Origin of the sequence: Streptomyces sp. NBC_00525 (assembly GCF_036346595.1) — a bacterium.
GTDB lineage: Bacteria > Actinomycetota > Actinomycetes > Streptomycetales > Streptomycetaceae > Streptomyces.
Genome location: NZ_CP107834.1, coordinates 6,599,818 through 6,621,514 on the forward strand (window position 1 = coordinate 6,599,818; position 21,697 = coordinate 6,621,514).

General features: G+C 73.8%; 20 protein-coding genes. 13 read left to right on the forward strand and 7 right to left on the reverse strand.

Annotated elements, in window-relative coordinates; translation table 11 throughout:
* Positions 1–11 precede the first annotated feature (11 nt).
* From OG710_RS28835 to OG710_RS28860, 6 genes are read left to right on the forward strand one after another with little or no spacing between them, the layout of a single operon-like run.
* The gene (locus tag OG710_RS28835) at positions 12–806 is read left to right on the forward strand and encodes a class I SAM-dependent methyltransferase (RefSeq protein ID WP_330241975.1); all 795 of its coding nucleotides are present in this window, start codon (positions 12–14) and stop codon (positions 804–806) included.
* A 39-nt stretch (positions 807–845) separates the two neighbouring features.
* Positions 846–2,480, forward strand: a complete 1,635-nt coding sequence (locus tag OG710_RS28840; RefSeq protein ID WP_330241976.1) for an ABC transporter substrate-binding protein — start codon at positions 846–848, stop codon at positions 2,478–2,480.
* Positions 2,477–3,430 carry an ABC transporter permease gene (locus OG710_RS28845; protein ID WP_330241977.1) on the forward strand — a complete coding sequence of 318 codons (954 nt, stop codon included), beginning with the start codon at positions 2,477–2,479 and terminating at the stop codon, positions 3,428–3,430. The genes OG710_RS28840 and OG710_RS28845 overlap by 4 nt, the downstream gene beginning before the upstream one ends.
* Entirely contained in the window at positions 3,430–4,314 is an 885-nt protein-coding gene (locus tag OG710_RS28850; protein ID WP_330241978.1) for an ABC transporter permease subunit, read from the forward strand. The genes OG710_RS28845 and OG710_RS28850 overlap by 1 nt, the downstream gene beginning before the upstream one ends.
* Complete coding sequence (locus tag OG710_RS28855) at positions 4,311–5,816, forward strand: ABC transporter ATP-binding protein (RefSeq protein ID WP_330241979.1); 1,506 nt, start codon at positions 4,311–4,313, stop codon at positions 5,814–5,816. The genes OG710_RS28850 and OG710_RS28855 overlap by 4 nt, the downstream gene beginning before the upstream one ends.
* A gap of 33 nt (positions 5,817–5,849) precedes the next feature.
* Positions 5,850–7,145, forward strand: a complete 1,296-nt coding sequence (locus OG710_RS28860) for an alpha/beta fold hydrolase (protein ID WP_330241980.1) — start codon at positions 5,850–5,852, stop codon at positions 7,143–7,145.
* A gap of 58 nt (positions 7,146–7,203) precedes the next feature.
* On the opposite strand, the gene OG710_RS28865 is transcribed toward OG710_RS28860, so the two are convergent.
* Complete coding sequence (locus tag OG710_RS28865) at positions 7,204–7,776, reverse strand: rhodanese-like domain-containing protein (protein ID WP_330241981.1); 573 nt, start codon at positions 7,774–7,776, stop codon at positions 7,204–7,206.
* A 144-nt stretch (positions 7,777–7,920) separates the two neighbouring features.
* Between OG710_RS28865 and OG710_RS28870 the strand changes: the two genes are divergently transcribed.
* From OG710_RS28870 to OG710_RS28890, 5 genes are all read left to right on the forward strand, one after another.
* Entirely contained in the window at positions 7,921–8,661 is a 741-nt protein-coding gene (locus OG710_RS28870) for a PIG-L deacetylase family protein (RefSeq protein WP_330241982.1), read from the forward strand.
* A gap of 118 nt (positions 8,662–8,779) precedes the next feature.
* Positions 8,780–9,748 (forward strand): NADPH:quinone oxidoreductase family protein, encoded by a 969-nt coding sequence (locus tag OG710_RS28875; RefSeq protein ID WP_330241983.1) that lies wholly within the window; start codon positions 8,780–8,782, stop codon positions 9,746–9,748.
* Complete coding sequence (locus OG710_RS28880) at positions 9,745–10,935, forward strand: acyl-CoA dehydrogenase family protein (protein WP_330241984.1); 1,191 nt, start codon at positions 9,745–9,747, stop codon at positions 10,933–10,935. The genes OG710_RS28875 and OG710_RS28880 overlap by 4 nt, the downstream gene beginning before the upstream one ends.
* Positions 10,932–12,065, forward strand: a complete 1,134-nt coding sequence (locus tag OG710_RS28885; RefSeq protein ID WP_330241985.1) for an acyl-CoA dehydrogenase family protein — start codon at positions 10,932–10,934, stop codon at positions 12,063–12,065. The genes OG710_RS28880 and OG710_RS28885 overlap by 4 nt, the downstream gene beginning before the upstream one ends.
* Positions 12,066–12,174: 109 nt before the next feature.
* Positions 12,175–12,369: a hypothetical protein gene (locus OG710_RS28890; protein ID WP_330241986.1), complete on the forward strand. Its 195-nt coding sequence runs from the start codon at positions 12,175–12,177 to the stop codon at positions 12,367–12,369.
* Between the two features lie 45 nt (positions 12,370–12,414).
* Here OG710_RS28890 and OG710_RS28895 read toward each other — a convergent pair whose 3' ends face one another.
* Positions 12,415–12,735: a hypothetical protein gene (locus OG710_RS28895; RefSeq protein ID WP_330241987.1), complete on the reverse strand. Its 321-nt coding sequence runs from the start codon at positions 12,733–12,735 to the stop codon at positions 12,415–12,417.
* Between the two features lie 202 nt (positions 12,736–12,937).
* Here OG710_RS28895 and OG710_RS28900 point away from each other — a divergent pair, with 202 nt between their 5' ends.
* Positions 12,938–13,747 (forward strand): PepSY domain-containing protein, encoded by an 810-nt coding sequence (locus OG710_RS28900; RefSeq protein WP_330241988.1) that lies wholly within the window; start codon positions 12,938–12,940, stop codon positions 13,745–13,747.
* Between the two features lie 96 nt (positions 13,748–13,843).
* On the opposite strand, the gene OG710_RS28905 is transcribed toward OG710_RS28900, so the two are convergent.
* A complete protein-coding gene (locus OG710_RS28905) occupies positions 13,844–15,754 on the reverse strand; it encodes an ABC transporter ATP-binding protein (protein WP_330241989.1) in 1,911 nt (636 codons plus the stop codon).
* A gap of 581 nt (positions 15,755–16,335) precedes the next feature.
* Between OG710_RS28905 and OG710_RS28910 the strand changes: the two genes are divergently transcribed.
* Positions 16,336–18,171 (forward strand): ATP-binding SpoIIE family protein phosphatase, encoded by a 1,836-nt coding sequence (locus OG710_RS28910; RefSeq protein ID WP_330241990.1) that lies wholly within the window; start codon positions 16,336–16,338, stop codon positions 18,169–18,171.
* A gap of 72 nt (positions 18,172–18,243) precedes the next feature.
* Here OG710_RS28910 and OG710_RS28915 read toward each other — a convergent pair whose 3' ends face one another.
* The 4 genes from OG710_RS28915 to OG710_RS28930 are packed head-to-tail and all read right to left on the reverse strand — an operon-like array spanning position 18,244 to position 21,697.
* A complete protein-coding gene (locus OG710_RS28915; RefSeq protein WP_330241991.1) occupies positions 18,244–19,503 on the reverse strand; it encodes a threonine/serine ThrE exporter family protein in 1,260 nt (419 codons plus the stop codon).
* Between the two features lie 18 nt (positions 19,504–19,521).
* Entirely contained in the window at positions 19,522–20,877 is a 1,356-nt protein-coding gene (locus OG710_RS28920; protein WP_330241992.1) for a dipeptidase, read from the reverse strand.
* On the reverse strand, positions 20,877–21,314 hold the full coding sequence (locus tag OG710_RS28925) for a hypothetical protein (RefSeq protein ID WP_330241993.1): 438 nt from the start codon (positions 21,312–21,314) through the stop codon (positions 20,877–20,879). The genes OG710_RS28920 and OG710_RS28925 overlap by 1 nt, the downstream gene beginning before the upstream one ends.
* Positions 21,311–21,697 (reverse strand): amino acid permease, encoded by a 387-nt coding sequence (locus OG710_RS28930; RefSeq protein ID WP_330241994.1) that lies wholly within the window; start codon positions 21,695–21,697, stop codon positions 21,311–21,313. The genes OG710_RS28925 and OG710_RS28930 overlap by 4 nt, the downstream gene beginning before the upstream one ends.

Below are 21,697 nucleotides of genomic sequence, written 5' to 3' on the forward strand. Positions count from 1 at the left end.
GGGGGGCCGCGATGAACCACCGGAACCTGCTCACCGACAACCCCGCCCTGTACGAGACGCGCTTCCCCGACCCTGAAAGGCTCGCCGGACGCTGGACCGAGGACCGCCTGCGCGGCCACGGGTGCGGCGCCCGCGTCCTGGACATCGGCTGCGGCACCGGCCGCGACGCCGCCCACCTGCACGCCGCCGGCCGTACGGTGACCGGCGCGGACCTCTCCGACGCGATGCTCCGTTACGCCGCCCGGCACCACCCCGGCCCCCGCTACGTCCACGCCGACCTGCGCCGATTCGACCTGGGAGCGGGAAACTTCGACGCGGTCGTCTGCCTGGACAGCGCGCTGCTCTACTGCCGGACCGACGCCGAACTCGACAGCTGCCTCGCCTCCTGCCACCGCGCCCTGGCCCCCGGCGGCCTGCTCGTCGCGGAAATGCGCAACGGCGCCTACTTCCTCGACGGCGCCGGCACCCTCGGCGGCCCCGCCGTCCACACCTTCACTCACGACGGCGTCACCTACCGCTCCGTCACCCGGCTGCGCGTGGACGCCGCCCCGCGCCTCCTGCACCGCAGCCGCACCTGGACCACGGACGACGGATCGCCCCCGGTCGAACAGCGCTCCGCCTGGCGCCTGCTGCCACCCCCCGAACTACGACGCGCCGTCACCGCCGCCGGCTTCGAGGTCCTGGCCCTGCACGACGGACCCGGCCCGCGCACCGAACCCGCCTGGCGCGAAGGCGCGACACCCGCGGGCACGACGACCGGCGACCGGCTCCACCTCATCGCCCGCCGCACGGCCCCGCACGCCTGAGCCCGGCCCCGCAACCCACCGCACAGCAAGGACACCGCCATGCACCACGACCCCCACAGCCACCCCCTCCGCCCCGTCCACCGCGGCCCGGCCCCGGCAGACCCCGGGCGCCTGTCCGGCCTGCACCGGCGCGGCTTCCTCACCGCGTCGGCGGCGGGCGCGCTCGCCCTCTCCGGCTGCGCGGGCGCCGCGGGCCCCGACCCCTCCGACGCGAAGGCGGAGACCGGCACGCCGAGGCGCGGCGGCCGGCTGCGGGCCGCCTTCGCCGGGGGAGGGGCGGGCGAAACCCTGGACCCCCACCTGAGCAACCTGTTCGCCGACGCCGCACGCGCCAAAGCCCTGTACGACAAGCTCGCCGACTACGGCGCCGACCTGTCCGCGCGGCCCCGCCTCGCCGCGTCCTGGGAACCCGACGCCACCCTGAAGCGGTGGAAGGTCTCCCTGCGCGACGCGGAATTCCACGACGGGAAGCCCGTCACAGCCGCCGACGTCCTGCACAGCTACCGGCGCATAGCCGACCCGAAGCGCGCCTTCCGGGCCAGGGCCTCCCTCGAACCGATCGACCTCGCCGCCAGCCGGGCCACGGACGACCGGACCGTCGAGTTCGTCCTCAAGCGCCCGACCGCCGAATTCCCCAACGTCATGGCCGCGTTCGGCGCCTCCATCATCCCCGCGTCGGCCCGCGAGGGCGACTTCGACCACGCGCCCGTCGGCAGCGGCCCGTTCCGCCTGGTGTCCTTCGCACCCGGCCGCTCCACCCTGCTGCGCCGCAACGACGCCTACTGGGACGGCGCGCCCCATCTGGACGAGCTGGAGTTCGTCGTCGCCGACGAGGAGTCCGCCCGTGTCAACGCCCTGCTCGGCGGCCAGGTGGAGTACGCCCACGAGCTGAACCCCACGACCGCCCGCGCCCACGAACACGGCGGGCACGTGACCATCATCCGGCTGCGCGACAGCGCCATGCAGTCCTTCGCCATGAAGACCGACCGGCCGCCCTTCGACGACCCCCGCGTCCGCCGCGCCCTGTTCCTCGTCGCCGACCGTCCCGAACTCGTCCGCAGCGTCCTGTCCGGCGCCGGCGGGATCGGCAACGACCTCTTCGGCAAGGGCTACGAGTACTACGCCGACGGCCTCCCCCAGCGCGAACAGGACATCGACCGCGCCCGGCGGCTCCTGAAGGAGGCGGGCGCCGGCGATCTGCGCCTCACCCTGGACACCTCACCGGTCGCCACCGGATTCACCGAGGCGGCCGCCGTCTTTCGCGACCAGGCCGCGCGGGCCGGCATCACCATCCGGGTCCGCACCGGGAACAAGGACACCTACTGGAAGGACATCCTCGACTCGGGCACCCTCTGCTGCTACCGGTCCGGGGCCATGCCCATCGAGTCGCACCTCTCCCAACGGCTGCTCACCGACTCCACCACCAACGCCACCCATTGGCGCCACCGCGACTTCGACGCCCTCTACCGGCAGGCCCAGTCCACCCGCGACCCGCAGCGGCGCGCCGACGTCTACGCCCGCATGCAGCGCCGCCTCCGCACCGAGGGCCCCTTCCTCGTCTGGGGATTCGCCGACTGGATTCTCGGCACCGCCCGCAACGTCCGGGGCGTCGAGCGGCACGCCCCCGCCAACACCCTCGACTGGGCCCGCTTCGACAAGGTGTGGCTGGCGTGAACGAGACCGGGCGCCGGATCACGCGCCGGCTGATCCTCGGGGGCGCACAGATTGCCGCCGTCGTCCTGCTGGTCTTCGCCGCCACCGAGGCCCTGCCCGGCGACGCCGCCGTCGCCCTCGCCGGCGACCAGCCCGACCCGGCCCGCATCGAAGCCGTCCGCACGGCCCTGCGCCTGGACCGGCCGGCCCACGAACGCCTGCTGGACTGGACGGCCGGACTGCTCCACGGCGACCTCGGCGTCTCGCTCACCTCCGGCCGGCCGGTCGCCGCCGCCCTCGCCGACGGCTTCGGCCCCACCCTGCTGCTCGCCGTGCCCACGGTCCTCCTGCTCGTCCCGGCCGGCATCGGCCTCGGCGTGCTCGCGGCCCGGCGCGAGGGCGGCGCGGTGGACCGGGCCGTCAGCGCGGTGCTGATCGGCCTCTACGCCGTACCCGAATTCGCCCTCGGCGCCCTGCTGGTGGCGCTCTTCGCCCTGCGGCTCGGCTGGTTCCCGCCGACCGCCGTGGGGTACGGCACCGAGCTGGCGGCCCACCCCGAAGCGCTCGTCCTGCCCGTCCTCGTCCTGCTCGCCCGCCCGGTCTGCTCGCTCGCCCGGCTCGTCCGCGCCGGCATGCTCGACGCGCTGGCCTCTCCGTACGCCGCCCACGCACGCCGCTGCGGCATCTCCCGCAGCCGCGTCCGCTACGCCCACGCCCTCCCCAACGCCCTCGCCCCGGCCGCCCAGCAACTCGCCCGCACGGTCGACTGGCTGCTGTGCGGGGTGATCGTCGTCGAGGCCCTGTTCGTGATCCCCGGACTCGGCACCCTCCTGATGAACGCCGTCGCCGAGCGCGACCTGCCCACCGTGCAGGGGCTCGCCGTCGTGTTCGGCCTCGTCACCGTCCTGCTCAACCTGGCCGCCGATCTGACCACCCACCGCCTCGCCCCCCGGACGGCGGTGGCCGCGTGATGGCCGTCGCCGTCGCCCGCTCCCGGCGCGGCCTCAAACGCGTCGTCGTCGGCCCGCCGCACGATCCCGCGCGCACCCGTGCGCGGAGCGCCCTGCGGTACGTTCCCGGCCTGCTCGTCCTCGGCGTGCCGCTGCTCATCGCGCTGGCCGGGCCGCTGTTCGCCGGCGACGCCGGACCGCGCGGCACCTCGCTGACCACCGGCGACGGCCATCCGCTCGGCACCGACTTCACCGGACGCGACGTGCTGCGGGAGGTGCTGCTCGGCGGCCGGTCCGTCGTCACCGTCGCCCTCGCGGCGACGGCCCTCACCTACGCGGTGGCGCTGCCCATCGGCTTCGTCTGCGCGCTCACTCGCCGGACCTGGCTGGAGGAGTCGCTGATGCGCCCGCTGGACGTCCTGCTGTCGGTGCCCTCCCTCCTCGTCGTGGTGCTGGTATCCGCCGCCGTACAGCCGGGCGGGGCCGGCGCGGCGGTCGTGGTCGCCGTCGTCGGCATCCCGGACGCGGTCAGGATCGTCCGTGCCGCCGGGGCGGAGGCCGCCTCGCGCCCGGCGGTGGAGGCGCTGCGCCTGCAGGGCGAGAGCTGGGCGCGGACGGCCCTCGGCTACGTCGGACGCGCCATGGGCCGCACCCTCGCCGCCGACATCGGCGTACGCCTCACCGGAGCGGTCCACCTCGTCGCCACCGCGGCCTTCCTCGGCGTCGGCGTCGCACCGGACGCCGCCGACTGGGCCGTGATGGTGGACCGCAACCGCACCGGACTGTCCGTGCAGCCCTGGGCGACCGTGGTGCCCGCCCTCCTGATCGTCGCCCTCACCATGGGCGGCAACCTGCTCGCCGACGCCGCCCTCGCCCGCCCGCCCCGCACGGAGAAGGACCGATGACACCCGAACACACCACCACGGAGCCCGTCGCCGTGATCGAGGGACTGCGCGTGGAGATCGGCGGACGCACCGTGCTCGACGGCGTGGACCTCCGCCTGCGGCCCGGCCGCATCACCGCGCTGACCGGCGGATCGGGCAGCGGCAAGACGACCACCGGGCTCGCCCTGCTCGGCGAGTACCCGCCCGGAGCGCGGGTGACCGGCCGCGTACGCGCACAGCGGGGCCTGATCGGCTACGTGCCCCAGCACCCGGCGGCCGTGCTCAACCCGGCCCGCCGCGTCGGCGCACTCCTCACGGACATCGCCCGCACCCGCGTGCGGCACCTGCCCCGCTCCCGGCGCCGGGCCGCCGCGCGGGAACGGGTGCTCGACGCGCTGGCCCGCGTCCGGCTGCCGGCGGACGGACGGCTGTTGCGCCGCTTCCCCCACCAGCTCTCCGGCGGACAGCAGCAGCGCGTGGTGCTCGCCCAGATGCTGCTGCTCGGCGCCCGCGCCGTCGTCGCCGACGAACCGACCACCGGACAGGACGCGCTCACCAAGCGCGGCGTCGTGGACCTGCTGGCCGACGTGGCCCGGCAGGGCATCGCCGTCCTCCTGCTCAGCCACGACCGGGACGTGGTGCGCGCGCTCGCCGACGAGGTGGTCGTCCTGCACGACGGCCGGGTACGCGACGCCGCCCCGGCGGCCCTGCCCGCCACCCGGACCCCGCTGGGCGGCACGGGAAGCGGCGAAGCGCTGCTCGACGTGCGCGCACTGGTCGCACGGCACGGCCGGACGACCGTCCTCGACCGCGTCTCGCTCACCGTCCGCACCGGGGAGTGCCTCGCCGTCGTGGGCCGCTCCGGAAGCGGCAAGACGACACTGGCGCGCTGCCTGAGCGGCCTGCACCCGCGCCACGACGGGGCCGTCCTCCTCGGCGGCCGGACCCTCCCGCCCGGCCTGCGCGACCGCTCCCGGAGCCGGCTCGCCGAGGTGCAGTACGTCTTCCAGGACGCGAAGGCCGCCTTCGACGCGTACCGCCCGGTCCTCGACCAGGTGGCGCGGACCGCGGTACGGCTGCGCGGAGCGGCCCCGGCCGCGGCGAGGCGCGAGGCGCTGACGCTGCTGGCCGCCCTGGGACTCGCGGCGGAGGAGGCGGCCCGCCGCCCCGGAGCCCTGTCCGGCGGCGAACTCCAGCGTGCGGCCCTGGCCCGAGCCGCCCTGGCCCGCCCCGGGGTCCTGCTGTGCGACGAGATCACCTCGGGCCTGGACCCCCGGTCCCGCGACACGGTCCTCACCCTGCTCGACGGCCTGCTGCGCTCGGGGCGCGTCGAGGCGCTGATCCTGATCACCCACGACCTGGACACCGCCGCCAGGGCGCACCGCATCGCGGTGATGGACGCCGGCAGGGTGGTGGAGACGGGCCCGACACCACGGGTGCTGGCCGCGCCGGAGCACCCGTTCACCAGGGAGCTGCTGGCCGCGCGTCCACCGGCTTCCGTTCCGGGCACACCGGTGTGCTGAACTGTCCGGGTACCGTTCGATTCAGGAGCATCCTTGAACAGCTACCGGCAGCCCGGCCTCGTCCTCACCGACCACCGCTTCACCGTCCCGCTGGACCACGCCGACCCCGGCGGTGAGCAGATCGAGATCTTCGGCCGGGAGATCGTGGCCTCGTCGCGGGCGGACCAGGACCTGCCCTGGCTGCTCTACCTGGAGGGCGGCCCCGGCTTCGGCGCCCGCCGCTTCACCGGCGCGGAGGCCTGGCTCGGACGGGCGGTACGGGAATTCCGGGTGCTCCTGCTCGACCAGCGCGGCACCGGCCTGTCCACGCCCGCCAACCGGCAGACGCTGCCGCTGCGCGGCGGCCCCCGCGAGCAGGCCGACTACCTCGCGCACTTCCGCGCGGACAACATCGTGCGCGACTGCGAGGCCATCCGCCCCCGGCTCACCGGCGGCGCCCCCTGGACGGTCCTCGGCCAGTCCTTCGGCGGCTTCTGCGCCGTGCGCTACCTCTCGGCCGCGCCCGAGGGGCTGAACACCGTCCTGATCACCGGCGGCCTGCCCTCCCTGGACGCCCACGCGGACGACGTCTACCGGGCCGCGTACCCCCGGATCGAACGCAAGGTCGCCGCGCACTACGCCCGCTACCCGCAGGACGTCGCACGCGCCCGCGAGATCACCGCCCACCTCGCGGAGCACCGCCCGGAGAGCGCCGGACACCGGCTGACGCCCGAGGGCTTCCAGTCCCTCGGCATCCTGCTCGGCGGCGGCAGCGGCAGCCACCAGCTGCACTACCTCCTGGAGAACGCCTTCGTCCGCACCCCGCACGGCACCGAACTGTCGGACACCTTCCAGGAGGGCATGCGCGCCGCGACCTCCTTCGCCGGACACCCCCTGTACGCCGTGATGCACGAGGCCATCTACGGCCAGGGCGGCCGGGCCACCGACTGGTCGGCCGAGCGGGTTCGCGCCGAGTTCCCGCAGTTCGACGCGGCAGAGGCCTTCGCGGGCGGCGGCCCGGTCCTCTTCACGGGCGAGAGCATCCACCCGTGGCACTTCGAGGTGGACCCGGCGCTGCGCCCGCTGCGCGAGACCGCCGGCCTGCTCGCGGCCCGCACCGACTGGGCGCCCCTGTACGACCCCGCGCGGCTCGCCGCCAACGAGGTGCCCGTGGCCGCCGCCGTCTACCACGACGACATGTACGTCGACACCGCCCACGCGCTGCGCACCGCCGCCGCGATCCGGGGACTGCGCACCTGGGTGACCGACGAGTTCGAGCACGACGGGCTGCGCGCGGGCGGACCGCGCGTCCTGGACCGGCTGCTCGCCCTGGTCCGCGACGAGGTCTGAGACAGCGCCGGGGCCGGCCGCGTACCGGCGCGGCCGGCCCCGGCGTGTGCCGGCGGCCTCAGCCCTGCAGGGCGTCCAGCGTGGTGCGCAGGTCCGCCGCCGAGCGCGGCGCCCGGTTGTGCGGAAGCCGCGACAGGGCCGCCGCCATGCCGCAGGTGTTGGTGACGGCGGAGAAGACGAGCCCGGAGCCGACCCCGGCCGACAGCCAGCGCGCCGCCGGATACCGGAGCCCCGCCAGCAGACCGGCCACCACGAGCGACCCGGCGGCGAGCCGCACCTGGCGCTCCATCGGCCAGACCGTCCGCGCACCCTCCGGACGCTCCAGTCCGTGGCCCGCGGTCTCCCAGGCGGAGGTGCCGCCGCCGAGCGTCGCGGCTTCGATGTCGGCCGCCGCCAGGACGTCGCAGGCGCGCGTCGAGCGGGTGCCCGAGGCGCAGACCACGAGCAGGGCGCCGCGGGCGGACGCCGACTTGAGGGCGGGCAGCGCCTCGTCGAGACGGTCGAGCGGTATGTTCAGCGCCCCCGGCACATGGCCGGTCGCGTACTCACCGGGTGCCCGTACGTCGATCACGGTGAACTCCGCGAGCCGGGCGGCCGCCTGTGCGGGGGAGAGGGAAACGGGGGTGGTCACGAGCTGTGTTCCTTTCGTTCACCGGGTATGCGGCGGATATCGCTCCCGCCTGCCCCGGATCGCCCAGGATACCCCCCTGGGTATGAAGGCCGAGGTGTCGCGGATTCCGGCCCGCCCCCGCCCCGTGCCCGTTAGCCTGCCGATATGACCGATCAGACCGATCAACTGAAGCCCATGCCCGAGGACTGGCAGCGCGCGCTCGCCGTCGTGGCCCACCCCGACGATCTGGAGTACGGCTGTGCGGCGGCGGTGGCCGGCTGGACCGACGCCGGGCGTGAGATCACGTATCTGCTCGCCACCAGGGGCGAGGCCGGCATCGACACGCTGGAACCCGAGAAGTGCGGACCCCTGCGCGAGCAGGAGCAGCGCGCGAGCGCGGCCGTCGTGGGCGTCACGGACGTCGAGTTCCTGGACCACCGTGACGGGGTGATCGAGTACGGCATCCCGCTGCGCCGCGAGATCGCCGCCGCCATCCGCAGACACCGCCCCGAGCTGGTCATCACGCTCAACCACCGGGACACCTGGGGCGGCGTCCTCTGGAACACTCCCGACCACCGCGCGGTCGGCCGGGCCACCCTGGACGCGGCGGCCGACGCGGGCAACCGCTGGATCTTCCCGGAACTGGTGGAGCAGGGCCTCCAGCCGTGGGACGGAGTGCGCTGGGTGGCGGTGGCCGGATCGTCCTCGCCGACGCACGCGGTGGACGCCACCGCCGGTCTCGAACGGTCCGTGCGGTCCCTCCTGGCCCACCGCACCTACATCGAGGTCCTGACGGACGAGGAGCCCGAGGCGTACTGCCGGGACTTCCTCACCGGCTACGCCCAGGAGGTGGCCCCGCGTTTCGGTGGCCGCCCGGCCGTCCCGTTCGAACTCTTCACCCGCTGACCGGTCCGGCATCCCTGGGCCGGCCGGACCGACCGGCCCAGGTCTGTTCACAGGGCCAAGCAACCGCTTAGTATGCGCCGGAGCAGTGGTAACGCCGACAGTGTTGTGGAGGCCCCTCATGCAGGCATGGCGCGTGCACCGGAACGGAGAGCCGAGCGAGGTGATGCGGCTGGAGGAGACCGACCGGCCGGTGCCGGGCGACGGGCAGGTGGTCGTCGAGGTGCTCGCGGCCGGCATCAACTTCCCCGACGCGCTGCTCTGCCGGGGCCAGTACCAGGTGCGGCCCCCGCTGCCCTTCACCCCCGGCGTCGAGGTCTGCGGACGCACCGAGGACGGAAGCCGGGTGATCGCCACGCCCGCCCTGCCGCACGGCGGCCTCGCCCAGTACGTCGTCGCCGACGAGGCGGCCCTGCTGCCGGCGCCGGAGGCCCTCGACGACGCGGAGGCCGCCGCCCTGCACATCGGCTACCAGACCGGCTGGTTCGGGCTCCACCGCCGCGCGCACCTGAAGGCGGGCGAGACCCTGCTCGTGCACGCCGCCGCCGGCGGGGTCGGCAGCGCCGCCGTCCAGCTCGGCAAGGCCGCGGGCGCCATCGTCATCGGCGTCGTCGGCGGACCCGGCAAGGCGAAGACCGCCGCGGCGCTCGGCTGCGACCTCGTCATCGACCGGCACACCGAGGACATCGTCGCGGCGGTCAAGGAGTTCACCGGAGGCCGGGGCGCCGACGTCGTCTACGACCCGGTCGGCGGCGACGCGTACGCCAAGTCGGTCAAGTGCATCGCCTTCGAGGGGCGGATCGTCGTCGTCGGCTTCGCCTCCGGCACCATTCCCACGCCCGCCCTCAACCACGCCCTGGTGAAGAACTACTCCGTCCTCGGCCTGCACTGGGGCCTCTACAACACCAAGGACCCGCAGGCAGTACGCGACTGCCACCGGGAGCTGACCCGGCTCGCCACCGAAGGCACCGTCAAGCCGCTGATCAGCGAACGGGTCCCGATGGACCGGGCGGCGGCGGCCGTCCAGCGCGTCGCCGACGGCACCAGCACCGGCCGTATCGTCGTCCTCCCGTCAGGAGCCGCCCGATGAGCACCCCCGACGCCGGCGAACTGCGCCGCCGCACCCGCGCACTGCTCGCCGCACACCCCCCGGCCACCACCGGCCGCACCGAATTCCTCAAGGCGCGCTTCGACGCCGGACTCGCCTGGGTGCACTACCCGGTGGGCCTCGGCGGCCTGGCCGCGCCACGCTCCCTCCAGCCCGTCGTCGACGCCGAACTCGCCGCCGCCGGCGCCCCGGACAACGACCCCCGCCGCATCGGCATCGGCCTCGGCATGGCCGCCCCCACCATCCTCGGCTTCGGCACCGACGAACAGAAGGAGCGCTTCCTGCGGCCCCTGTGGGTGGGGGAGGAGGTCTGGTGCCAGCTGTTCAGCGAACCCGGCGCCGGCTCCGACCTCGCCGCCCTCGGCACGCGCGCCGTACGCGACGAAGAAGGCACCTGGGTGATCGACGGGCAGAAGGTCTGGACGTCCAGCGCCCACCTCGCCCGCTGGGCCATCCTCATCGCCCGCACCGACCCCGAAGCGCCCAAGCACCGCGGCATCAGCTACTTCATCTGCGACATGACCGACCCCGGCGTCGAGGTCCGGCCGCTGCGCCAGATCACCGGCGAGGCCGAGTTCAACGAGGTCTTCCTGACCGGAGTGCGCATCCCCGACAGCCACCGGCTCGGAGCGGTCGGCGAGGGCTGGAAGGTCGCCCGGACCACCCTCATGAACGAACGGGTCTCCATCGGCGGCTCCCGCATCCCCCGCGAGGGCGGCATGATCGGCCCCGTCGCCGCGACCTGGCGCGAACGGCCCGAACTGCGCACCCACGACCTCCATCAGCGCCTGCTCACCCTCTGGGTCGAGGCGGAGGTCGCCCGGCTCACCGGGGAGCGGCTGCGCCAGCAACTCGTCGCAGGGCAGCCGGGCCCCGAGGGCTCCGGCATGAAACTCGCCTTCGCGCGGCTCAACCAGGAGATCAGCGGCCTGGAGGTGGAACTCCTCGGCGACGATGGCCTGCTCTACGGCGACTGGACCATGCGGCGGCCCGAACGCGTCGACTTCACCGGCCGCGACGCCGGCTACCGCTACCTCCGCTCCAAGGGCAACTCCATCGAGGGCGGCACGAGCGAAGTACTGCTGAACATCGTCGCCGAACGCGTGCTCGGGCTGCCCGCCGAGCCGCGTGACGACAAGGACGTCGCCTGGAAGGACCTCTCCCGATGACCGCACCCACCCCGGCGGACCGGACACCCGAACTGCTGTACTCGCGGGACGAGGAGGACCTGCGCGCCGCCGTCCGCTCCCTGCTCGCCGGCCGGGCCGACGCGCCGTCCGTGATCGCCCGCGCCGAGTCCGACACGCCGTACGACCGGGAGCTGTGGCAGGCGCTCGCCACCGGCATCGGCGCCGCCGGACTCCTGGTGCCCGAGAGGCTGGACGGCCAGGGCGCCACGCACCGCGAGGCGGCCGTCGTGCTGGAGGAGCTGGGCCGCAGCGTCGCACCCGCGCCGTTCCTGACCAGCTCCGTCGTCGCCACCGAGACCCTGCTCGCGCTCGACACGCGGGACGGCCCGGTCGTCGGACTCCTCACCGAACTCGCGGAGGGGCGCAGGACGGCGGTGCTCGCGGTGCCGTTCTCGGCGTCGTCCGCCCCCATCGTCCCGCCGGACCGGCGAGCGGAGGGCGGCGGCCTGCACGCGGTGATCGGCCCGGTCGCGGACGCGGCTGCCGCCGACGTGCTGCTGGTCCCCGCCGCGGACGGGCTGTACGCCGTCGAGGCGGACGCGCCCGGCGTACGCGTCGAACCGCTCGTGGCGCTCGACCTCACCCGCCCGCTCGCCACCCTCACCCTCGACGGCGCGACCGGCACCCGACTCGCCGGCGCCGACGCCGCAGGGCGCGCGGTGGACCGGGGACTGCTGGCCGGAGCCGGGCTGCTCGCGTCGGAGCAGCTGGGACTCGCCGAGTGGTGCCTCACCGAGACGGTCCGCCACACCCGGGAGCGCCACCAGTTCAACCGGCCCATCGGCTCGTTCCAGGCGCTCAAACACCGAATGGCGCAGCTCTGGCTCGAAATCGTCTCCGCGCGCGCCGCCGCGCGAAACGCCGCCGACGCCCTGGCCGCGGACAGCCCCGACACGCCGCTGGCCGTCGCCGTCGCGCAGGCGTACTGCTCCCGGATCGCGGTCCACGCCGCCGAGGAGTGCGTGCAGTTGCACGGTGGCATCGGCATGACCTGGGAGCACCCCGCACACCTCTACCTCAAGCGGGCCAAGGCGGATGCCACCGCGTACGGCACGGCCGGACGCCACCGTGACACCGTCGCCGCACTGATGGAGCTGCCGGCGCCCTGAGACCCGAGCCCTACCCGTTTGGCGGACACACAAGTGCGCCGGACGGCCCCTCCGCTGCGCCACACTGACGCCGAATGCCGCACATCAGGCGCGGCGGAGGAGGGTGGCCATGGCTGTTTCGATCTCGGTGGTGCTGCTTCTGCTGATCCTCGCGGTGGTCTTCCTCCGCAGCGGCGGGCTGAAACTCTCCCACGCGCTGGTGTGCGGGATGCTCGGATTCCTGCTCGCAGGCACCAGCATGGCACCCACCATCCAGGACGGCATCATGGCGACCGCCGATGTGGTGAGCAGCATCAGGCCCTGACGGCCCGTCGCACGCACGGGCACGGACCGTACAGTGGCGGGCGGCTCACTCCGCGGGGGCTTCCCCCACCGCCTGTTCGGAACCGGGCAGCGACGCCGGAACCCTCGCCGACGCACCGTGCCGCACCGCCTCCACGGCGGCCGCGTGCAGGGCGCGGCTCGCCTCCTCCGAGGGGCAGGGCACGGGACTGCCCGCCATGGTGAACCAGTCGGCCGCATCGGTGTACTGCACGGTGATCTGTGCCGTGCCCTCGGCCCAAGTGGTGTGGATGGTCAGGTCGCCGTACAGCGGCGGCCCGCCCTCCTCGGTGAGCACGCCACCGTGCCCCGAGTACACTCCGCGCGTTGTCCAGGACGCCCACGTCATGGCTCCAGGCTCGCACCAAAGCGGCCGGATCGCGACCTGCGGGAACAGGTAATTCGGACTGTTGTCGCATCTTCGCCCATCGTGCACGAAATCCCCCCGGTACGCCCCGCGTTACGCGGGCCGGGGCGGGAAGACGGTCGATCGGGTGACACTGCCCGCCCGGTCCACATGCCGAAGCCGTACGGGGGTTAAGCATGCGGGCATGACACGTGATTCCCACGCCAAGAACACCGGATTCCTCCGTGCCCACCGGCTGCGCGCCGCCGGTGTCGCCTGCGTCGTCCTCTCCGCCGCCCTGCTGACCGGCTGCGGCCAGGACAGCGGCAGCGGCTCCACGACCGCGCAGACCTCCGAGGCGGCCCGCGCCGTCCCCGAGGCCACGAAGACTCCGTCCCCCACCGGGAGCGACACCGCGTCGCCGGCCCAGCTGACCGAGGACCAGAAGGAACGCAAGGAGCTGATCTCCGCCACCAAGGTCACCTACGACAAGGCCATCACCACGGCCGAGGACGCGGTGAGCGGCAGCAAGGTCGTCGACATCGAGCTCAAGAGCGCCAAGGACGCCGCCGACGACGAGAGCGCGAGCCCCAGCCCCTCACCCACCGGCAGCCCCTCTCCCACGGGCAGCCCCTCGCCGTCCGGCAGCCCCTCGCCCGGCGCCCCGCCCCAGTGGGTGGCGACCGTCGCCACCAAGACCGGCACCAAGCACAAGGTGCACATCGACGCCGTCTCCGGCAAGGTCCTCAGCTCCGCGGAGGAGTCCGACCAGGACACCGCCGACAAGGCCAAGACCGCCAAGCGGATGACCGAGGCCAAGCAGACGCCGCAGCAGGCGGCCAAGGCGGCCACGGACAAGAAGAAGGGCACGGTCACCTCCGTCGACCTGGACGAGAACGACCAGAACACCCTCGTCTGGCAGACCGACGTCGTGACCAAGGACTGGAAGAAGACGACCTTCGACGTCGACGCGTCCAACGGCTCGATCACCCACGAGGAGACCGACAACGACTGACGCCCCTCCCGCGTCCGACGGCCTCAGACCCCCGGCCCCCGGACCCAGGCCCCCGACCCTCGGACCCGAAGGTCCGGGGGCCGGGGGCTGCCCGCGTCAGGCAGATCGCACCGGCTCCGGCCGGCCGTCCGGAGCGTCCGGTGCGTCCGGTGACGCGAACTGCGTCCGGTACAGCTCCTCGTACCGCCCGCCCGCCGCCAGCAGCTCGGTATGCGTACCCCGCTCCACCACCCGGCCCTCCTCCACGACCAGAATCAGATCGGCGGCCCGCACCGTCGACAGCCGGTGCGCGATCACCAGGGCGGTGCGCCCCTCCAGCGCCTCGGCCAGGGCCTCCTGCACGACCGCCTCCGACGTGGAGTCGAGATGCGCGGTCGCCTCGTCCAGGATCACCACGCGCTGCCGGGCCAGCAGCAGCCGGGCGATGGTCAGCCGCTGCCGCTCCCCGCCCGAGAGCCGGTAGCCGCGCTCACCCACGACCGTGTCGAGCCCATCGGGCAGCGAGGCCACCAGTCCGTCCAGCCGGGCGCGCCGCAACGCGTCCCACACCTCGTCCTCGGTGGCGCCGGGCCTGGCCAGCAGAAGGTTGGCGCGCACCGAATCGTGGAAGAGATGCCCGTCCTGAGTGACCATCCCGAGCGTTTCGCGGATCGACTCGGCGGAAAGATCGCGCACGTCCACACCGTTCAGCCGCACCGCGCCCTCGTCGGCGTCGTACAGCCGGGGCAGGAGCTGGGCGATCGTCGACTTCCCGGCGCCCGACGAGCCGACCAGGGCGACCATGCGGCCGGGCGCGGCCCGGAACGACACCTCGTGCAGCACCCGCGTACCGCCGCGGGAGTCCAGCGTCGCGACCTCCTCCAGCGAGGCCAGCGACACCTTGTCGGCGGACGGGTAGCCGAAGGACACCCCGTCGAACTCCACCGACACCGGCCCCTCGGGCACCGTGCGGGCGTCCGGCTTCTCGGCGATCAGCGGCTTCAGGTCCAGGATCTCGAAGACCCGCTCGAAGCTCACCAGCGCGCTCATCACCTCGACCCGGGCACCGGCCAGCGCCGTCAGCGGGGCGTAGAGCCGGGTCAGCAGCAGGGCCAGCGTCACGACCGCGCCCGCCTCCAGGCTGCCGCGCAGCGCGTAGTAGCCGCCCAGGCCGTAGACCAGTGCCAGCGCCAGCGCGGACACCAGGGTCAGCGCCGTGATGAACGTGGACTGCGCCATCGCCGTACGGATGCCGATGTCCCGCACCCTTCCGGCGCGGGCCGCGAACTCGGCCGACTCGTCGGCGGGCCGCCCGAAGAGCTTCACCAGGGTGGCGCCGGGCGCCGAGAACCGCTCCGTCATCTGGGTACTCATCGCGGAGTTGTGCGCGGCGGCCTCACGCTGCATCCGGGCCATGCGGGAGCCCATCCGGCGGGCCGGCACGACGAACACCGGCAGCAGCACCAGCGCGAGCAGGGTGATCTGCCAGGAGATCGTCAGCATCACGGCCAGCGTCAGCACCAGCGTCACCACATTGGACACCACCCCCGACAGGGTGTTGCTGAACGCCCGCTGCGCGCCGATCACGTCGTTGTTGAGCCGGCTCACCAGCGCCCCGGTCCGGGTCCTGGTGAAGAACGCGACGGGCATGCGCTGCACATGGTCGAAGACGGCGGTGCGCAGATCCAGGATCAGCCCCTCGCCCAGCGTCGCCGACAGCAGCCGGGTCAGCAGCCCCAGTGCCGCCTCCGCCACGGCGATCACGGCGATCAGCAGGGCGAGACGGACCACCGTGCCGCTGTCCCGGCCCTCCACGATCGCGTCCACGACCCGGCCGGCCAGCAGCGGCGTCGCCACCGCGAGCAGCGCCGTGACCACGCTCAGCAGCAGGAACCGGTACATCTGCCGGCGGCGCGGCCGGGCGAAGGAGGCGATCCGGCGCACGGTCGCGCGGGAGAACGGTCTGCGGTCCGCTTGCGCGTTGATCGCGCTGTGCAGCGACGACCACGCGGTGACTTCCATGCTCATACGGGTGCCTCCGGGCAGGACGGATCGGTACGGCCCCGGCGGCCGGTGCGGACCGGGGTGTGCGACAAGAACGTTAGAAGCTCAAGCGAACTTGAGGTCAAACTCTGGGACCCGGTGCCGAACCGGCTCGGGACCTGCGTAGAATCGGCCCCTGTTTCCGGCCGGACGACGGCAGACACGACCGATTGAGGCAGTTCGACGTGAGTTTCACAGACAGTTCCGAAGCACCGATCTACGCCGGTCTCGTGGAGGAGCACGGGGATGTGCCGGCCGAGGTGCGCCGGGTGGCTGAAGAGACCATGCGAGAGGCCGACCGGGCCATCGACTTCAGCGATATCCGCAGGTCAGCGGCTTACCGCTAAGCCCGGGAGCCTCACCTTCGGCTCCCGCCCGAACGCCCGCCGAGCCCCCGGTGACCCCGGTTCCGGCCCGCGCGGACCTGCCGTCCACGCCCCGCCCGTCACGCACCGCCAGGACCACCCCGGCGGCGGTGCGGCGATCGCTCGCACTGCGGACCCGGCTCTCCCGTCGGAGCATGGAACGACACAGTCGCCGACGACTTCGGGACGAAGGGAAGCCGGATGGGTGGTGAACGGCGCGAGCCACCGACCGACGCGTTCGAGGCGGAGCTGCACCAGATCGAGGCGCTGAACCGGATGCAGGCACCGGGGCCCGACCCGGCGCTCCCGCCCGGACCCGACCACGGCACACGGGACGAGGGCACCCCGGAGGAGGCCCGGCGCCGCGACGCCCTGCTGCTCACGGCCGGGCACTCGGTGGCCGCGGCCGACACCCTAGACGAGGCACTCCGGCTCGCCGCAGGCCTGTACGCCCGGGACTTCCCGCTGGACGGCCAGGCCGTCTTCGGCGTCGCCGACGGCAACCTCACCGCGCTCGCACAGTACGGATTCCGGCCCGGCGGGGGCGGCCGCGGCTTCCGCATGCCCATGAACACCGGCTACCCGGCGGCCGAGGTGGCCAGGACCGGGCGGGCCGTCTACCTCGGCTCCGTCGACGAGTACCGCCGCCGCTTCCCGGCGACCTGGCACATGTCCGCCCGCAAGGGCCGCGAGGCATGGGGCTTCCTTCCCCTGGTGACCGCCGGACGGGTCGTCGGCGTCTGGCTGGCCGCCTTCCGCAGCCCGATGCAGTTCACCGCGGGCGAGCGCGCCCTGCTCACCGTCACCGGCCGCATGATCGCCCAGGTCCTCGAACAGGCCCGCGCCAGCCGCGCCGAACTCGAACTCTCGCGGGGACTGCGCCGCAGCATGCACACCGCGGGCGAGGCACCGACCGGGCTGAGCGTCGCCACCCGCTACGTGCCGACCGGCGGCGGCCTCATGGTCGGCGGCGACTGGTACGACAGCATCGACCTGCCCAACGGCCGGATGGCGGTCGTCATCGGCGACGTCCAGGGACACGATGTGCACGCCGCCGGCCTCATGGCCCAGCTGCGCACCGCCGTCCACGCCTACGCCGCCGAGGGACACGGCCCCGACGCCGTCCTGGCCCGGGCCTCCCGCTTCCTGACCACCCTCGACGAGGACCGCTTCGCCACCTGCCTCTACATCGAGGCCGACCCCTCCACCGGGGACCTGCACATCGCACGCGCCGGACATCCGCACCCCGTGCTGCGCATGGGCGACGGCACCTGTGTGCTCAAACACGTCAGCGGCGGCCTCCCGCTCGGGCTGATGCCCGGCGAGGAGGACTACCCCGTGGACACCGTGCGCCTGCACGAGGGCGAGATCCTCATGCTGTGCACGGACGGCCTGATCGAGAACGGCGGCCACGACATGTACACCGGCTGGGTCCGGGTGCGCGACGCCTTCTCACCCGGACCCGCCGACGACCTGGAGGCCATGGCCGACCGGCTCATGGCGGCCATCCTCAGCCCCGGCCCCGGCGCCCGCGAGGACGCCGCCGCACGCGACGGCGACGACATCGCCCTGCTGCTCCTGCGGCGCGACGCCGTGCACGCCCGCGCCGACCTCAGCCGGCGCCGGCTGGTGCTCACCGTGGGGCAGGACCAGGGCGAGGGCCTGGCCGAGGCCCGCGCCGAACTCAAGGCCCTGCTGCACGACTGGGCACGCCCCGACCAGATCGACACCGCGGTGCTCCTGGCGACCGAACTCCTCGGCAACGTCCTCGTCCACACCGACCAGGACGGCGCCCTCAACGCCACCGTCTCCGGCGAGACCGGCACCCGCCGGCTGCTCGTCGAGGTCATGGACCGCGGCGACGAACTGCCCCACCAGCGCACCCCCGGCGAACTCGCCTCGTCGGGGCGCGGCCTGCTCCTGCTGGACATCCTCGCCGACCAGTGGGGCGTACGGCCCGAGCCGGAGGGGAAGACCGCCTGGTTCGCGCTCAACGAGGCCGCCTCCGCAGAACCGGGCGACATCCCCGGCCTCTGACCCGCCCCCGGCCCCCGGTCTCTGTCCCCGCACGCCTCTCAGCCGGCTCCGCCCCCGGCCCCCGCACGCCTCTCAGCCGTCGCCCGGCCGCTGGGCCGCCACCGCGCCCAGGAGCAGCCCGGCACCGATCGCCATCACGATGGTGATCAGCTCCGTCAGATCGCGGAAGCCCTCGATGGCGTACCCGCCCGCCAGCGCCGTCAGCCCCCGCATGCCCAGCGAGCCCACCGTCAGTGTGAAGAAGCCCGGCAGCACCAGGACCAGGCGCGGCGGGCGGCCGGGCCGACGCGCCAGCCAGGTCGTGGCGGCCCCCAGCACGACCGCCGCCACGAACGTCCCGCCCACGTCCCCCAGCAGCGCCGTGAACCCTGTCTGCACCCCCACCGTCAGATACACCAGCGCCAGCAGCATGCCGAGCAGCCGCGCGGGTACGGCGAAGGCCAGCAGGGCGCCCGCGGTGAACACGATCCAGCTCGCGAACAGCACCCAGCGCGGCAGATCCGAACCGGCCGCCACATCGAACAGGTCCTGGCGCGGGCGGCCCGTGACGACCAGCCCCAGGATCACGCCCACATAGAGCTGCACCAGCAGCGCGACCGCGTACACCAGACGGATGGCGCCGGTCGTGAGGTAGCCGGCCGCCAGTTCGGCCGCCGCCGCGCTCAGATAGTCGCCGGGCACGAAGAAGAACAGCGCCGGCAGCATCAGCAGCACCGGCCCGCCGTGCGCCGGCGTGCGCGCGAACACCTCCAGCGTGATCAGCGAGACCGTCACCGCCACGACCAGCGGCAGCACCTTCGCCAGCCGGGGCAGCCGGTCCGCCGCCACCGCCAGGCCCCCAGCGACCGCCGCCAGGACCGCGGTGCTCCCGATCTCGTACCAGGTCGGCTGCATCAGCGGGGCGAAGCCCACCGAGAACAGCACGATCCCCACCAGCTTCGCCCACCAGGGGTACGGGGGAGCGGCACGGGCGATCGCGTCGAGCCGGCGCCCGGCCCGAAGGGCATCGAGCCGGCCCGCCGCCACCTCGTCCACCAGCGGCTTCAGCGCCACCACCTGGTCCATCCGGAAGACCTCCGGAAAGGCGCGCACCACGACCACGGAGTCCCGGCCGTGCGAGCGCACGGCGAGCGTGGCCGCGTCGGGCAGCACGGCCACCGACGCGGTGCCGCCCAGCCCGCGCGCCGCCGAGACGACCGAGCGCTCGATCTGCTCCGCGCCCTCACCGCTCGTGCCCAGCAGCAGCCGGGTCAGCCCGTCGAGGAAGCCGACGACGGCCTCGTGCCCGCCGTCGCGGTCGGTGTCCGCGTCCGCGTCCGGCCCCTCGCTCATCGGCCCCGCCCGCCGCGCTCAGCGCGCGGTGCGCGCGAAGGTCTGGAGGAACAGCGCCTCCACATGAGCCATGTGCTCGATCTCCGCCGGATCGACGCTCTCGTTGGGCGCGTGGATGAGGCACTGCGGTTCCTCGACGCCCATCAGGATGATCTCCGCCGAAGGACAGGCGTCCGCGAGGACGTTGCAGAGCGGAATGGAACCGCCCTGCCCGAGGAACGTCATCGGCCGCCCGTACACCGCGGCCATCGCCTCGCCCAGCGCCCGGTAGGCGGGCCCGTCCGTCGCCGCGCGGAACGGCGCGCCGGCCGACTCCGGCTCCACCGACACCCGTGCCCCCCAGGGAGTGGCGTCGGTCAGATGGTCCGTCAGCGCACGCTGGGCGGCCTTCGGGTCGGTGCCCGGCGGGATGCGCAGGCTCACCCGGGCGCGGGCCCTGGCCGGCACCGACGCGGACGACCCGACCACGGGCGGGCAGTCGATGCCGAGGACGGTGACGGCCGGACGGGCCCACAGCAGATCGGACACCGAGCCGGTACCGATGAGCGGCACCCCGTCCAGGACACCGGCGTCCTCGCGGAACCGGTCCTCCTCGTAGTGCGCGCCCTCCCACGTCCCGGTCGCGTCCAGGCCGTTGATCCGCGTCGCCCCGGTCTGCGGGTCGCGCAGGGTGGAGAGCAGCTGCACCAGGGCGGCCAGCGCGTCGGGCGCCGGGCCGCCGAACATGCCCGAGTGCACCTCCCCGGCCAGCGTCTCCACGGTGACGACGACGTTGACCAGACCGCGCAGCGAGGTGGTGGCGGTGCCGACCCCCACGGCCGCGTTCCCGGTGTCGCAGACCAGCAGGGCGTCGGCCGCGAACAGTTCGGGGTGCGCGGCCACGTACGCGTCGAGGCCCCCGGTGCCCTGCTCCTCCGAACCCTCGGCCACGAACGTCAGCCCCACCGGGATGTCGTCGCCGAGCGCGCGCAGTGCGGTGAGGTGCATGACGATGTTGCCCTTGCAGTCCGCCGCGCCCCGCCCGTACCAGCGGCCGTCGCGCTCGGTGAGGGTGAAGGGCGGGGTGGTCCACGCGTCGTCGTCCAGCGGGGGCTGTACGTCGTAGTGGCAGTACAGCAGCACGGTCGGCGCGCCCGGCGGGGCCGGCCGGTGCCCCATGACGGCGTCGCTGCCGTCGGGGGTCTCCACGAGGCGTACGTCCCGCAGACCGGCCTCGGTGAAGGCGTCCGCGACCCACCGGGCCGCCCGCACGCACTCCTCGGGCGGATACTGCCGGGGGTCGGCCACCGAGGGGATGGCGACCAGTTCCGTCAGGTCGGTCCGTGCGCGGGACATCAGGTCGGCGATACGTCCGGCGAGTGCGTCGGTGGCCATCAGCGCCTCACAGTGTTCTCGGTCTTGAGGTCGTCGAGCTTGTCCTCGATCTTGTCCAGCTTGTCCGGGCAGTAGATCTCCAGGATCTTCGCCTCGGCCCGCACCGCCTGGGTGTCCCCGATGACGGGGCGGATGCCGGGGCCGGTGGCGCCGTTGGACAGGCTGATCTTCCAGAGCGCCGACTTGAGCGCCGAGCCGGGCTTCTCGCAGACCTGGCCGCCGTCGTCGCCCAGGGTGCGCGCGATGGTGCCCACGTCGGGCCTCGGGTAGCCGGCCTCCTCGGCGGCGTCGGCGAGCTGTTCGGCCTTCCGCGTCGCCTGGTTGTTCGCCTTGACCTTCTCGTACTGGACGACGCCGACGACGGCGAGCGCCACCAGGAGGACGATCGCGCCCACGTACAGCCAGCGGTGCTCGGAGGCGAAACGGGTGGGGCTCATGACGCGGCCTCCTCACCGGCGGCGGCCGTCCGCCAGCCGGGCTTGCGCAGCTTCAGGAACAGCCACGGGATCAGCAGCCCCAGGATGACCAGACCGCCGCCGATGATCGCCACGTACACACCGACGCTGCCGCCGCCGAACTGGGACGGTGGTACGAAGCCGATGGCCAGGGCCGCGACGGAGGCCAGCAGGCCGACGACGCACAGCACGGGGAGCGCGGGGACGCGGTAGCCGCGCGGGTGGTCCGGCTGGGTCTTCCGCAGCCGGACGGCGGCCACGAACATCAGCAGGTAGACGATGAGATAGACCTGCGTCGTGATGGTCGAGAAGATCCAGTATACCCCTTGTGGTATGATGATCTGCAAAAACAGCGGAGACGTCAC